This is a genomic window from Streptomyces sp. AcH 505 (assembly GCF_000818175.1).
GTDB lineage: Bacteria > Actinomycetota > Actinomycetes > Streptomycetales > Streptomycetaceae > Streptomyces.
Genome location: NZ_JTIY01000009.1, coordinates 1 through 13,753, shown reverse-complemented (window position 1 = coordinate 13,753; position 13,753 = coordinate 1). Strand labels below are relative to the sequence as shown.

The 13,753-nt window shown below is 62.2% G+C and carries 13 protein-coding genes; all 13 read right to left on the bottom strand.

Going from position 1 to position 13,753, the window contains the following annotated elements:
• Positions 1-8 precede the first annotated feature (8 nt).
• Positions 9-1,778 carry a hypothetical protein gene (locus HY68_RS37760; protein WP_042001886.1) on the bottom strand — a complete coding sequence of 590 codons (1,770 nt, stop codon included), beginning with the start codon at positions 1,776-1,778 and terminating at the stop codon, positions 9-11.
• Positions 1,748-2,587 (bottom strand): AAC(3) family N-acetyltransferase, encoded by an 840-nt coding sequence (locus HY68_RS37755; protein ID WP_042001883.1) that lies wholly within the window; start codon positions 2,585-2,587, stop codon positions 1,748-1,750. Before HY68_RS37755 ends, HY68_RS37760 begins: the two co-directional genes overlap by 31 nt.
• Entirely contained in the window at positions 2,584-3,756 is a 1,173-nt protein-coding gene (locus tag HY68_RS37750; RefSeq protein WP_042001880.1) for a methyltransferase domain-containing protein, read from the bottom strand. Before HY68_RS37750 ends, HY68_RS37755 begins: the two co-directional genes overlap by 4 nt.
• Positions 3,753-4,010, bottom strand: coding sequence for a hypothetical protein (locus tag HY68_RS37745; protein ID WP_042001878.1), 258 nt, complete (start codon positions 4,008-4,010; stop codon positions 3,753-3,755). The genes HY68_RS37750 and HY68_RS37745 overlap by 4 nt, the downstream gene beginning before the upstream one ends.
• A gap of 17 nt (positions 4,011-4,027) precedes the next feature.
• Positions 4,028-4,693, bottom strand: a complete 666-nt coding sequence (locus HY68_RS37740; protein WP_042001875.1) for a cyclase family protein — start codon at positions 4,691-4,693, stop codon at positions 4,028-4,030.
• A 59-nt stretch (positions 4,694-4,752) separates the two neighbouring features.
• Positions 4,753-5,541 carry a glyoxalase/bleomycin resistance/dioxygenase family protein gene (locus tag HY68_RS37735; protein ID WP_042001872.1) on the bottom strand — a complete coding sequence of 263 codons (789 nt, stop codon included), beginning with the start codon at positions 5,539-5,541 and terminating at the stop codon, positions 4,753-4,755.
• Positions 5,538-7,088 carry a class I adenylate-forming enzyme family protein gene (locus tag HY68_RS37730; protein ID WP_042001869.1) on the bottom strand — a complete coding sequence of 517 codons (1,551 nt, stop codon included), beginning with the start codon at positions 7,086-7,088 and terminating at the stop codon, positions 5,538-5,540. The genes HY68_RS37735 and HY68_RS37730 overlap by 4 nt, the downstream gene beginning before the upstream one ends.
• Complete coding sequence (gene dmpG / locus HY68_RS37725; RefSeq protein WP_042001866.1) at positions 7,085-8,179, bottom strand: 4-hydroxy-2-oxovalerate aldolase; 1,095 nt, start codon at positions 8,177-8,179, stop codon at positions 7,085-7,087. Before dmpG ends, HY68_RS37730 begins: the two co-directional genes overlap by 4 nt.
• Positions 8,176-9,546, bottom strand: a complete 1,371-nt coding sequence (locus tag HY68_RS37720) for a DUF4910 domain-containing protein (protein WP_198533550.1) — start codon at positions 9,544-9,546, stop codon at positions 8,176-8,178. Before HY68_RS37720 ends, dmpG begins: the two co-directional genes overlap by 4 nt.
• Positions 9,543-11,393 (bottom strand): asparagine synthase-related protein, encoded by a 1,851-nt coding sequence (locus HY68_RS37715; RefSeq protein WP_198533549.1) that lies wholly within the window; start codon positions 11,391-11,393, stop codon positions 9,543-9,545. Before HY68_RS37715 ends, HY68_RS37720 begins: the two co-directional genes overlap by 4 nt.
• Position 11,394: 1 nt before the next feature.
• A complete protein-coding gene (locus HY68_RS37710) occupies positions 11,395-12,102 on the bottom strand; it encodes a class I SAM-dependent methyltransferase (RefSeq protein ID WP_042001860.1) in 708 nt (235 codons plus the stop codon).
• Positions 12,103-12,112: 10 nt separating this feature from the next.
• Positions 12,113-13,030: a class I SAM-dependent methyltransferase gene (locus HY68_RS37705; RefSeq protein WP_078864202.1), complete on the bottom strand. Its 918-nt coding sequence runs from the start codon at positions 13,028-13,030 to the stop codon at positions 12,113-12,115.
• Positions 13,031-13,043: 13 nt separating this feature from the next.
• Positions 13,044-13,753, bottom strand: a 710-nt coding sequence (locus HY68_RS37700) for a class I SAM-dependent methyltransferase (protein WP_042001855.1), incomplete at its 5' end; no start/stop codon positions are given.

Below are 13,753 nucleotides of genomic sequence, written 5' to 3'. Positions count from 1 at the left end.
GATTGGGACTAGGAGTGATAAATCACGGAGTTCAACTTCTCAGGCGCAATACCGCGTTTCTGCTCGATGAAGTCGGCAAGGCGCCCGAGCTGCCGTTTGAGTGCGCTGGTCTCCTGATCGCGATTCGAGCTCTGCAATGCCGTGTCGTCGTCGTAGAACGTCGACAGATTTCGATCCAGCAATGAATAAATCCGATCGGAGTCGTCGAGCCGCCGGGGGCGCCGGCGCAATCCCAGTTGCTCCCTGCTGGACGATGTCATCGCGAGCAGCGCCCGATTGGACACACGCCGCGCCAAGCGGGCCAGAGCGCCCTGTCTGGTCGGTGTCTTCGCGCCATTTGTCATGTCGATCCTGGTCCGTGCCATCATCAGCACGGCCCATCGGAAAAACGCTCTTGAGCGTTCAAACGACCATCCCGCGTCAATCGCCTGGTCGACAAACCTGGCATAGTCTTCCCGGCTCTTCGCGTCATATGTCAGTTGCCGCGGGAACAGCAGAACATCTCCGGCATAGGTCACGACCGGCACACCCAGCATCCCAGCGTCCATCCCAGCGGACGACCAGGCGATGAGCGCCACATCGACCTCCATCAGCAGGTCGTAGATCGCGATGCCATCCGACGGCAGATTGATGGAGGCGTTCTCCGGCTTTTCCGAAAACGCCGCCTCGAGCAGATAGGAATGTTCGGATCTCTCGCCGATTCCATTGACCGCAAACTCGCGCGGATGAACCCGCACCACCAGATGAATATCGGGTCGCGCGCGGGCAAAATCGAACAGCCACTTCACCCATTCGATCTGCGACGAGAAGACCTCGTTATGCGTGGTCCAGCCGAACCCCGCGAGTTCAGCCGCCAGGAGTTCGTCATAACTGCTCAGCAGCGCCGCCACGACTCTCTTGCCGGGAGCGCACCCGAGCCTCTCGAGAACGCCACTTGTCCCACGGCGCATCGAATTCGAGTAACCGAATCCGCCGCCGCCCATCAGAGCCAGCAGATGATCCGCGGCGCTGGCAAAATCCTGCGCACTGCACACGACATCTTCGAAGCGAGGCCAGTCATCGAGCATTTTCCGAAACAGGACCTCAGGGTCGGACTTCGCCGCGATCAGATGCGAGTCCAGTTCGGCGACATTCATGCTCGCGTTCAGAAACCACACGGGAACCCGCCCCGCCTCGAAAACACGTTGAAATGCGCGATTGTAGGCGTAGGCCGTGTGGTAGCTGATCCCGATGTCCGGCTTGAGTTCATCAAGCATGGCTTTGCCGGCCCGAACCGAGATCAAGGTGTTCCTGAAGTTCGACCGATAGAAGTCCTGGGCGTCCGGAGACAGATCCCTGGAAATCGATTTGGTCTGGATAATCGTTTCATAGAGGGCGAGCCGGCCAATCGAAAGACCGTGTTCGACATGGTCGTAGAGCGTCTCCATAGGAGCGTCCCGGCTCAGGCGGTCCGCCTCCTCGATGTCCTCACCCCGTAAAAACGAGCGCAACGGACGTCCTTCGAAATTGAGCTGCGAACGCACCATGTCCGACTGAACGACACAGCGGTCACAGATCGCCTTCTTCTTGTCCGCTGCGTCCGAGAACCGCACACCGGATGACGCCATCGACATGCAGAACGAGGAATACTCCCGATCGCAATAGACATAGATAATTTCGTCGCCACGCTGCTGCAGCGCCTCGAGAAATTGCGCCTGCGGCAGCGTCCAGCGCCACACCGCGTCATTCGGCGAAAAGCAGACGACCCTCACGACTGCCGCCCCTTCGCCGCCAACCACTGCGGTTCATCCCTGAAGATCACCTCGGCCGCCGCCGCCGGTCCCTTGGCGGTCAGCCACGGATCCTGTCGCAGCTCGTTCAGGCCGAAATCGAAATAGGTCCGGGCGCCGATCACCATGATCTCGCCGCGGCCGACCGGCGCGATCTGCACCAGTCCCGCCTCCCGCGCGCGTCGCTCCAGCGGCAAGCCGTTGGGCTGGCAGTTGTCGGCATAGGGCGCGGCGAAGTAGGACCACGTCTCCTGCGCATCAATGCCGCGCTCGCGAACGACACCGGTGAAAAGCTTGGCGAAACGAAACGGCACATTTTCCGCTTCCTCGATATGGTGTCGGAACGTCGCCCAGTAGAGGCTGATGCCCAGTGTGCAGATCTTGGCATCGACGTCGCGAAGCCGATGGAACGTGCTTCCTTCGCCATAGCAGGATTGCGAGATGTCGCGTAGCACCCGCCCGGCCTTTGGCCCGATCGCGGCCGACGACATCATCGGGTCGCGTGAGCGAACGGCGTTCCCGCGACAACGAAACACCTCCGGGAATTCGCCGATCGACGACGGCGTCGTCTCGACCTCGAACACCGTTCCGCGCCCGATCGAGTAGGTATAGGTGGGAACGACCAGCGTGCCCCCGGAGCCGAGCACTTCCAAAAACGCATCGATCACGAAATTCGAGAGCGCCGCATAGTTTCGATCGACCCCGAACGGCAATCCGAGCCGGCCGAGACTGACCTGCAGGGATACGGTGTCGCCCGGACGGATGCCGGCCGCTTCAATTCCCCGCAGCAGATCGTCGCGTGTATAGTGATGGGTCATGCTGGATCGGCCAACGAGCGGAATTCGAACAGATGCCAGAGCGGAAACTCGCTGGCGAAGTGATGGCCTCGGGGATCGACATTCTCGAAATAGTCCGCGGGGACGATCTCGCGCATGTCGGTGACGGCGAAGCCGGCCTGGGTGACCTCCCGGATCAACTGCGACAATGGCGGCACGATGCCGAAGGTTTTGTTCAGATATTCGGTGACCACGACAAAGGGCCGGTCGACTGCGCCCAGCCAGGGCATCAGATAAAACGCGCCATGGGGCTCCAGGCTGACGAACGATCCGCCTGGCTTCAGAATGCGACGGATATCCTTGAGCAGGACACCGATATCGGCGGCCTGCCCCGGATAGAACGGCACGAAATAAAACAGCAGCGCATCGCTCATAAACACGATGTCCGCGGACGCGGTCGGTATCCGATCAAGCGCGCCCGCCTGGCCGATATTCATCGTCTCGAAACGAGTGCCCGGCGCGGCGTTGGTCCGCGCCACCGTCAGATAAGCCTCGTTTGGGTCGATCCCCAGCACACTCGCCCCGCGGCTCGCCATCAGGTTCGAATAAACCCCCGTGCCGCACCCCAGATCGACCACCAACGTTCCGGCGCCGATCCGCTCCTGGGTATACCGTTCCAGGAACTTGCTCTGGATCGCACCATAAAGCGTATCGGAGCGGACAGACAGCTGGTCCGCGGTGAACTTCTGCCGCATCCACCAGTCCGCTGGATCCTTGCGCCGGGTCAGCGCCATGTGCTGGCCATGCTGCTGATGAAAGTTTCCGAACCGCTCGCGATCGAGCAGATTTCGCTTCGGCTTGAACCGTTCGCGGTAGGCGACCTCGTCGTCGATCAGGATGCAGTGCTTCTTCAGTTCCGCGATCAGTGCGGAACGATCCAGGCTCAGCTCCTGCCAGTCCTCGGGCGCGCGGCGATAACGGCTGGGATCGGCGAGCAGACCGTCCTCATTGGAAAAATATTCGACGCGCCAGCACCGAAACGGCCCGTCGCCACCAGCCGCCGGATCACTTTCCAGCGTGCCCAAAAGACGGAAGATTTCACCGCTGAGACCGAACGCCGTTCGGGCGAAGACATTCATCGCGACCCAACGATCCGGAAAAGCGGCCGTCGACTCCGGCAGAAAAACCACGTCTTTCGGAACGAAGGTCATGAGGCGGAGGTGGACGCCAGGCGATCGATGATGCCGATCAAGCCGCCGACGGTCTGGAACTCGTAGGACTGCATATCCTCAGCCGTGAACGTGATGCCCAGCGCGCTCTCGAAATCCGAGATCATGGTGACGATCCCGAAGGAGTCGATCAGTTGGGCGTCCAGGTAGTGCAGATCGAGCCCCTCCTTGCCCTCCGGCAGCGGAGAGGTACCGTTCTGCGCAAAGAAGTCCCGTACAAGTTTCTCGTGAGTCATCGTGTGGTCCGCGCCTTTCAGGTGTCGACGATGCCGACGCAGCGCACCGGGGCGCCGTCGGCTTCCCGGATCTTGAGCGGAAGCGCGATCAGTTCGAACTCGCTCGTTCCAAGCTCCCGAAGATTGGTCATGTATTCGAGTTTGATCATGCCGGCGGCCAGCAGGATCTTGTGCACCGGCGAATCCCGTTCCGCACCGCGCCCGTTCTTCGGACTGTCGGCTTGCGGCGTATCCATGCCCAGGAGCTTTACGCCGCGATCCACCAGCCATTGCGCCGCCGCATCGGAGAGATAGGGTTGTTCGGAATAGAACTTCAGGCTGCCCCAGTGATCGGACCAGTCAAAGCGCATGATCAGCCGTTCGACGCGCCGCCCGCCCAACTGCTTTTCGAAATCGGACACTTCGATCTCCTGCAGCGGCTTCGCAAAGGTAAAGTCGACCACTGTTGCCGGGCCGACGAACGGCTCCAGCGGCAGCTGGTCGATGGTCGCGCCCCCCGGAATGAAATGCCGGGGCGCATCGACATGGGTTCCTGTGTGAGTGCCGATCACGATCTTGCGCGATTCACGGCCTTCGATGCCATGCCGGCCGAGCTGCGTGATCTCGAAGGGAGGCGACCAGTGCACCGGATAGGTCGTCATGCCGTCGTGCAGAAGGTAGGATAGGTCGACAATGCGCTTCATATTGATGCCCGTTGCTGGTCGTTATCGTGAATCCGGATCAGATGCCGCATCGCGCCATCTCAACGGACAATCTGAAGCAGTTCGACAAAGGCGCCCTCAGGGGTCGCCAGGATTGCGACCATCATCTTCTTGCCGTTGATGGTGATAGAAAACACATCGGTCGCGACCGTCGCTCCGCTCGCGACCAAGCGCGTGAGATCTTGCGAGAGATTTGACGAGAGGAACGAAAGACACGCCATGCCTTTCGCATCGAGCACCGATTGCATGTCAGCCGGCGGCGCCGCCACGAGCAGCATCCGCAGCCGCCAGGCCGCGACGGGCGACACGAACTGAAGCTCCGCCCAGCCGGCGCCCTCCCGCTGCAGCTTGAACCCTAGCGCACCGCACCAGAGTCGCTGCGCCTGGATGATATCGCCAACCGGCAATACGACCTGCGTCAGGCCGCTGCTTGTCGTTGCGTCCTTGACAAAAAAAGCCGGAGCGTCGAGGCCGGCGATCGTGCCGGGCCGCCACCGCGATGCCAGCGGTTCCGGCAAACTCGCCACCCCTGCGTCAGGATCGATCGCCTCAGCCCCGGCCAACGCGCATTCAAACACGCCGACATAGCGCCCGAACCGGTCGGGCATTGGCTGCTCGTAGCATATCAATTCGATCGGAAAGCCGTGATCCGACCGGAGCAGCGCGATGCCGTGCAACTCGCTTGGCGCAGACAGAAACGAATGTTTGGACGGATTGTTGATGACGCCGCGATCGACGAAATCGGTGCGATACCCATAGCCCGCCAGCCGCTCGATCGCCGCCTCGACGTCATCGCAGCCGAGCGTGATATGGCTCGCTCCCATGATCACGCGCCAGCCGCCCCCGAGACGATGTCGCGGATTCTGTTCTTCTGGACCTTGCCGAGATTCGTCATCGGAAAGGCCTCGAAAGCGACGAAGCGATCGGGCACGGATGTCTTTCCGAGGCTCGACAGGCAGCTTTCGCGCAAACTGGCCTGTATCTCCTCCACACGATGGCCCGCAACGGGGATCACCGCCGCGACGATCTGTTCGCCGAAGAAATCATGGGGCGCGCCGACAACGGCGACATCCTGCACCGCGGGATGCCGCAGCAAGGTTTCCTCGATCTGCCGGGGACTGATGTTGAAACCGCCGCGGATGATCAGGTCCTTTACCCGTCCGGTCACGAAGAGATAGCCGTCCACATCGATGTGGCCGACATCGCCGGTGTCGAACCAGGGGTCCTGGACGGCGATGGGCAGCCCCGTCTCGAAATCGATATAGCCGGCCGTTGCGTGCGGCGTGTTGACTACGATCGCCCCGTCACGCCCCGCCTCCACGGCGTGGCCGTCGGAATCGCGAATTTCAATCCTGACGTCCGGCAGGATCGTTCCGACCGACGCCACCTTCGATCCCGCCGGCCCGTCGTTGGCGGTGATCAGCAGCAGCTCGGACAGGCCATAGCTCTCGATGACCCGTACCCGGTACTTGTCCTCGAACTCCCGCTGGATCTTATGGGTCAATGGCGCGGTGGCGCTGAAGATGCGCATGCGGCCGTTTCCGCAAAGCTCAAGCCCGGTCGAACCGCGATCCACCCGCGTCAATGTCGCAAGCATCGTCGGCGACACCCAGATGGCGTCGCCACCGTGCGCGGCCACTGGCTCCCAGAAACGAAGCGAGCTTTGCGGGCCGAACTGCGGCGCGAGAACGATGCAGGCCTCCGCGGTAAAGGCGCCCAGCAGCGTATTCAGGAAGCCGGCCATATACGGCATCGGCATCACATGAACGAACCTGTTGTCGCGCCCCAGGCCGAACGTGCGGTTGAACGACCTTGCATTGTCCAGAAGAGCTGAAACCCGATGCGCGACACCCTTGGGCAGGCTGGTCGTGCCCGAGGTAAAGTGGATCGAAAACAGCCGATCGTTCTCGATGGCCGCGAACCGCCCATCGACATCCCCGTCATTCGCCACGCCCGGTGACAGGTCGGCATCGGCCTGACCATTCGAAATCGTCAGCACCGGACAACCGGAGATGCCGTCCGATGAGACGTCCGTGAACCCCTCGCTGCCCGCTTCCACCACAATGGCCGACAAGCGCGACCGGCCCAGCACGAATATCCGATCCTTCGCCGGCAACGCATTGTTGACGGGAACGGCGGTGAATCCACCCAACAGACAGGCGAAATAGAGCGTGGCGAACAGCGATCCATTCGGCAGCTGGATTCCGATGCGGTCTCCCGACCGCAAACCACGGCTCTCGAGCTGCCGAGCGAGCGATGCCGCGCGGCCGGCGAGGTCGCCATAGGACGTCGCCCCTCCGTCGATGGCATCGATCAGGAAGGTCCGTCCGGCGTTCTCGCGGAAGATCCGCGAGACTTCCGTTGACCAGATCATCATTTCGGGGATTTCGAAGACGGTACTGCGGGATCCGGATTCTGTTCGGATCCGTAGTAACGATCAAGGTGGAAGCGCGCGGAAAACGCGTCGTCGGATTCCGTGCTCAAGGTCCGGGCCAGTTCCTCAACCAGCGCCCGCGGCGCATTCACCCGGTCCCGTTCGCACAGCGCAATGATCAGCTTGCGCGGGTCGACGCCGAACTTGCTGGAAAACTCCCGGATCACGCCCATGTAGCTGGAGTGGAATTGCGCGTACCCCGACACGATATCGAGCGAATTCAATCCGTCGTGCTGGATCAGCGGCTTGATGTATTTTTCGCCGATATCCATCACCCGAAGCGGGTCGAACCCCATCGGAACACCGAGCCGCTCCATCACCGCGATGAACAGCTCGGTCGGGGTGTTGCCGGCGCTGCGGCCCATGCCCTGGAGCGACGTATCGATGATCACAGCTCCCAGCTCCGCGGCGCGGACGGCATTGGCAACCCCGAGCCCGAGATTGTCGTGACCATGGAATCCGACTGCGATATCGCAGGTGTCCTGGATCGCCTTGAAATAGGCCTCCATGTCCCGCGTCAGCATTCCGCCCGCCGAATCCACGATATAGACCGCGTCGGCGCCGTATGTCTGGGACAGCTGCGCATTGCGCGCAAACTCTTCCGGCGGAACGACATACGATTTCATGTAGTTCGCGCACACGAACATGCCGTGCTTCTTCGCACGTTCGATGAAGGGCCTAGAATCCGGAACGTCGGCAACGTCGGTGCCGACCCGCAGGAATTTCATGCCGTAGCCGGCTGCCATGTCGATGTGATCGAGCGTCGCGACACCGGGAATACTGAACATCCCCCACATGGCGCGCTTCACGGAACCCGCGGCCGCCGCTAGGTACGCCTCGTCGGTCTCCGCCGCGCGGCCGTAGTTACGCTCGGAGGCCCCCAGACCAACGCCATGCCCGATCTCGATCAGTTCAAACCCGGCACCTTCGAGCTGCGCGGCTATGACCGCGGTGTCCCGGGCCGTAAACTGGAAATTGATGACATAACTTCCGTCGCGAAGCGTCGTATCGAGCAGACGAAGGCGCTGGTTCATTGCGTTACCTTTTCTATCAAGCCTTCTCGATGCAGCGCCTGCAGCAGCGCAATCGCCTTGTCGAACGGCACCTTCGCGATGTCGCAAAGCCCGATCAGGTCTCGGTCACCGTCGGCATAGGCCAGCAGATTGAGGATCGGCACCACGTCGTCGGAGATCTCTTTGCGTTGCAGATCGGGATAAAGATTGCGAATGCCGAGCCGCGGCTCGCCCAGCGTGGTGACGCGATAGTGAAAATTGTGCTCGAGCAGCGTCAGTGCCTGACGATAGATTTCGTAGGCCCCGCCGAGCCCGGTCGCCGAGATCAGCGACAGGTTGTCCAGCGAGGTATGGTACTCGGGATAGGTCCCGTATTTCGAGCGCATCATCGATGCGACGGGCAAATCCACGCCGGGCGCACAGTACTGACGCTCGTCACTGCCGCGATCCAGAAAGCTGTACTGCAGGAACCCCGGCTGCTCTGCGCCCATCACGAGACGCGCGGCGCGATCGGCCAGCGTATCTCCGAAGCGCGACGGCAGGAAGGAATAGGCCCGATCGTCGCCGACACAGGTCACGACGTATCCGGCGCGGGTATTCGCCTTCATCACATCGAGATTCCGAGACAGGTAGGCGATCGCGCCGAGCGTTTCGGGAACCCACACGAACCGGTAGGTATAACGACGTTCCGGCAGCGACGAGAGCCAGCGGGCGAGCGCCGCCAGCACCACGGGCCCGGACACCTCATTGTTCGCCATCGAGGGATGACAGACGTAGGACGACAGCAAAATCTCGTCCGATGTCTGCCCCTTCAGGATGAAATCACCATAGGTCAGCGATCCCTGCTGCAGCGAGGCATCGATCACGGCACGATGTGACCCCGGCTTCAGGCTCTGCCGGAGACGGTGCGGCAAACAGAAGCCCCATCGCGGCTTGTAGTATGAGGTGACGTAGGGGATCGCGTCAGGCTGCTCTTCCGACGAATAGAGGTGCGACTGCAGCTCCTCAAGGGTCAGCATCTGGTCGACCGGAAGCGAGTATCCAACCACGTGGAGGTTGCTGTCCCTGAAGTCGACAATTCTGGTTCCGTCGGGGCCGACCAGATAGGCGTCGCGGATATTCCACTCCTGCGGAATCTCCCAGTCGAAGCACCGCGTGCCCGTCGGCACCTCGTGAACGGCGAGTTCCGGCACCATGCGTCGCAGATACGCGAGGGTCTCTCTGACACCATCGCCGGTCAGGCTCCGGCAGATCGGAAAGAGATCGCAGGCCCATTGGTACATCGCGGCATGCACCGTCGCATCGACCTCGGGCAACCCAAGGGTGGGAAAGCCATGCTTGCCGACCTTCGAAGCCGCCTTCAGCGCTGGGGGCAGGCTGTAGCTCATGCCGCGGCGAGCTCCGGCACGTGGTCGACAACCTCCTGGAACCACAGCTCGACATTGAGCAGCTGCCACAGGAACATCATGTGATTGTCCTTCGCGGCACCGCTGTTCACGATCGAACGATGCTCCTCGATCAAACGCACGACTTCGGCGACATCATAAACGCCACGCTCCCGGAACACCCGGGAATGAACCAAGTCGAGCAGCTGATCCACGGCCGGCCCGTTGAACCAGATATGGGCCGGCGCGTTCCAGCCAGTCTTCTTGATGCGGGTCCGCGTCTCCTCGGGCAAGATTCCCTTCATCGCCTCGCGCAGCAGTCGCTTGGTCACGCCGTCGCGGATCTTCATCGCGCCGGGCACCCGGAACATGAACTCGACCAGCCTGTGGTCGAAGAACGGATCGGCATGGCCGAGCCCTGCCGATGCGCAGTTACGATCCTCGGCGCGAAGGCAGCAGGGCGCGGTCTCGCGGAAGATGTCCTGATAGGTGCGGTTCTTGAGCCAGCTCGAGAACGGATGATCGAGCACCGGCCGGAAGCCATGCAGATCGTAGTACGATGACTGAACAGCGGGAAAATAGCGGTTCATACGCTCCCGATCGACCAGAACCTCCCCGGCGCCCTCCCCGGCCAACCGCGTCAGATGGCTCATGGCCGCATCGCGATGCTTGCGATAGATCGGATGATCGTGGTGTTGCGCCCATGTCGCGATTTCATGCTCGAGATCGGCATGCAGCCCCCGATGCCGCAGATCCGCAAAATTGAACACGAAATACTCGTACTCGCCGGCATTGAGCTCATCGCCGCCAAGTCCGCCGAACACAACGTCATAGCCCTGTTCCGCGACGGATCGGGTCAGCAGGAAGTGCGAGAGCCAGGTGGCGGTGGCAACCGGCTCATCGTGCGCGCGCACCATCTGGCGAACGACATCGAACAGATCGAAGTCCTCGATCGGGATCGGCTGCCAACGGGCGACCTTTTCCGCGACAAAGCCACGGATGTCGTCACTCTCATCATAGGTCTTGTCCGCATATACCGAGGACACGGCCTCCAGGCGCTCTCCCGCGATGTCGACCGCACAAGCCAGAACGGACGAACTGTCCATGCCTCCCGACAAGGTAAAGACCGGCTTGCGGGCTGCCTTCAAACGGCTGCCAACCGCTTCGCGCAGCAATTCGCGATAGCGCTCGGCAAGCGTGGCTTCGTTCTCGGTCCACTCCGGCTGCTGGTCGAGAGACCAGTAGCGATCAACCTGCAGGCGTTGCCCGCGCAGCTCGACAAAGCTGGCCGCGGGCAACTGTTTGATACCGGCGAAGGGCGACTCGTCCGGGACATTGTCGATGTAGCGATAGTGACTGCCGGCGAACACGGCGACGTGGCGGGCATTGACCTCCCGCGACACCCCGGGAAGCGCCCGCAGCGCCTGCGGCCGCGATGCGAATGCGAAGCTTCCGTCTTGCGCGAGATAATACAGCGGCCGCACGCCGATCCGGTCGCGACCGAGCCAGAGCGCGCCATCACGCTCGTCGAACAAGGCGACGGCGAAGTCGCCATTGATCCGCTTCAATGCGCCCGCGAAACCGGCTTCACGATACGTCTCGATCAGCTGGATTGCCGCCCCGCGCCCGGCGCCCGGAAGTTCGCTGCCGTTGTAGAAGATGCCGTCGACGACAGCGATACAGCCGCGGTCGCTGGCGATGGCCGGCACCGTCGCGCCGGCTGCGGCGAAAGCTCCCTGGGAGAAGCCCAGCGATTGCGCATTGCCCGCCATCAGCCGCGCCATGCCGGCGGCAAATCGCTCCGCGTGCGGATTGGACGATCCTCCGAGAAAGCCGGCCAGTCTTGTCATGTCAGTTGTCGCCCCGGTCGGACGCGATGCGGTCCGCCACCATGAAAGTCCAGTAATGCGGATACCCGATCACGAGTTCGGGCTGCCCGCCGCTGCGCCGGTCCACGATGATCTCAGGCCGATAGCCGTACGAGGCGGCGAACCGCGTGACCTCGTCGACGTCGTAGTGATTCACATGAACCTTCAGGTCGATGCCGGGATCGAGAAAATCGTCCCGAACATAATGATATTCCGCGCCCTGCTTGAGCGACTCCCGCAGGACGACGCTCTTGCGCGCGGTCTTGAGCAGGCGTTCCAGCGGCCGATGATAGTTGTCGATGTTGCTGAGAACGTTCAGGCAGACCACGTGGTCGACCTCTGCGTTCAAATCCTCGATCCTTGCTTCGATCAATCGCTCAGCAGGCAGGCCAAAGCGCGGGAGAATGTCGCGGCCGATGCCGATCAGCGCCGCGCAAGCGTCGAGCCCCCAATACTCGACCGGCAGATTGCGACCGGTGAGCGAATGATAGAAGTAACCGCTGCCACAGCCGACATCGAGAACGCTGTCGCCGGGCGCAATCCGCTGCGACAGGATTTCGGCCGCCTGCGCGTGGGCCGTCATCTCCTCGGCCTCGCGGCGGCATCGGCGTGCATAGAGCTCGCGCACGGTCGCGCTGTGCCCCCAGATCGAGAAGCGATCCCAGCCGTTCTGCGTGACGTCGGCGATCATGGCTATTGAATCAAGCCCGTTGCGCGACCACAAAGAACGCGGACGCCATGAACAGTCCCCGCCAATCCTGCGGGTTTGCTTCCATTTGCAGGCTGACCTCGCGGAACAGCTGCGGCGCATGCCCGCTCACCATCGGCGGCAGGCAGTGGAAGTGGTAATAGAACAGCTGCACGTTCTCGAATCCGCCGTCGCGGAACTGCTGCTGCAGCAACAGCGGATTATGCGTGCGCGACAGCACCTCGTCGTACCCCGGCTCGTCGGCCTTGCCCTGCCGGATCGGCGGCAGGTCGGTGCGGAACATGCCTTCAACCTGGGCCAGCGCCGCGCTCAGGCCCTCCTGCCGATCACCGGCATGCTTGCGCAGTGCGTCAATCGGGAGAAGCTGCTTCAGGAAGAACTCGTGCGAGTAGCGGTTGAGCGTGAACATCGAAAACAGCTCATTGCGCGCCTCGACGATCGCATGCCCTCCCGGCCGCAGGGCGGCACGGATGCCGGCGATGACGTCGGCCTCGATGGCCTGCGGGATATGCGGCATCACGCCACTGCTCAGCACGCAGTCGTAGTCCGCCTTGCCGTCCGGGGCGACGAAATCCGACGCGACCGCAACGCTTCCGTCCCAGACATGGTCCTGCGGCACCCCCTGCGCGACCAGAACGCGCCGCGCTTCCGCAACCATCTCGGGTGTGAGATCGAAGCCGTAGACCTCCCGCCCCGGTTCCACGAAGTGCCTCAGCATCGACGCCGGGCCACATCCCGCATCCAGCAGCCGTTTCACGTCGCGTTCGGCGACCAGGCGCCTGACGAGATCGAGATGCACCGGCGGATATGGCGCGTCCGCGCCATAATAGTCGGCGTAATACGATGTACCCCAGGTCGAATAGCACTGCTTGATGCTGCGCTCGACGGAATCTCGACCGACGGATGTCATGACGTCCAGTGCCTCACGTGATCTTGGAAAGAAACGCCCGCAGCGTGAACTTGGTGCTGGGCTCCTGCAGACGCTCCACCGCAATCGGCCGGAAGCCGGCACGCTCAGCCAGCATCACCATCGAGACGAAACTGAAGACATGAAGGTGCTCGACAAAAAACTCCTCGCGTCCTGCCCCCGACAGCGCCGCCATCTCGCCGTCCGGAAGCTCGAGATAGACGAACCCGCGCGGCGTGACGAACTGCCGGGCACGCCGCAGCATGGCGACGGGATCTTCCACATGCTCCAGCACCTTGTTGAAGGTGACGATGTCGAATGCTCCGAGGTCATCGATGGTCATGAAGTCGCCGAGCACGGCCTCGACTCCAACATGCTCCCGCATATGGCCGACGGCACGGGCGTCGGGATCGATCGCCGTGCAGTGCCATCCTGCTTGTTTGACCGCATGGGGAAACACCCCGAGACCCGCACCGATATCGAGCAGGCGGATCTCCTGCCCGGCTTCGAAATGGCCGGTGGCGAACGATTTCACGCGGGCGATCCGGCCGGCATTGTCGGATCGCTCCGGCGGCAGCGATATCACCCGCTGGAACGCCGCCCGAAGACCGGCATCATTGCCATAGGTCGCGTTGACATAGTCACCGCTGTAGCCGGTCGCGACCGTCATCGCATGGCGTGACACATAGTGGTTGGAGCCGGCGAACTGCCAGACCTCGCGACGAT

Excerpts from the sequence above, each read along its gene's own strand:
- HY68_RS37720 (WP_198533550.1), bottom strand. The coding sequence starts at position 9,546 with ATGAGCTACAGCCTGCCCCCAGCGCTGAAGGCGGCTTCGAAGGTCGGC.
- dmpG (WP_042001866.1), bottom strand. The coding sequence starts at position 8,179 with ATGAACCAGCGCCTTCGTCTGCTCGATACGACGCTTCGCGACGGAAGT.
- HY68_RS37755 (WP_042001883.1), bottom strand. The coding sequence starts at position 2,587 with ATGACCCATCACTATACACGCGACGATCTGCTGCGGGGAATTGAAGCG.
- HY68_RS37750 (WP_042001880.1), bottom strand. The coding sequence starts at position 3,756 with ATGACCTTCGTTCCGAAAGACGTGGTTTTTCTGCCGGAGTCGACGGCC.
- HY68_RS37740 (WP_042001875.1), bottom strand. The coding sequence starts at position 4,693 with ATGAAGCGCATTGTCGACCTATCCTACCTTCTGCACGACGGCATGACG.
- HY68_RS37745 (WP_042001878.1), bottom strand. The coding sequence starts at position 4,010 with ATGACTCACGAGAAACTTGTACGGGACTTCTTTGCGCAGAACGGTACC.
- HY68_RS37710 (WP_042001860.1), bottom strand. The coding sequence starts at position 12,102 with ATGATCGCCGACGTCACGCAGAACGGCTGGGATCGCTTCTCGATCTGG.
- HY68_RS37730 (WP_042001869.1), bottom strand. The coding sequence starts at position 7,088 with ATGATGATCTGGTCAACGGAAGTCTCGCGGATCTTCCGCGAGAACGCC.
- HY68_RS37715 (WP_198533549.1), bottom strand. The coding sequence starts at position 11,393 with ATGACAAGACTGGCCGGCTTTCTCGGAGGATCGTCCAATCCGCACGCG.
- HY68_RS37705 (WP_078864202.1), bottom strand. The coding sequence starts at position 13,030 with ATGACATCCGTCGGTCGAGATTCCGTCGAGCGCAGCATCAAGCAGTGC.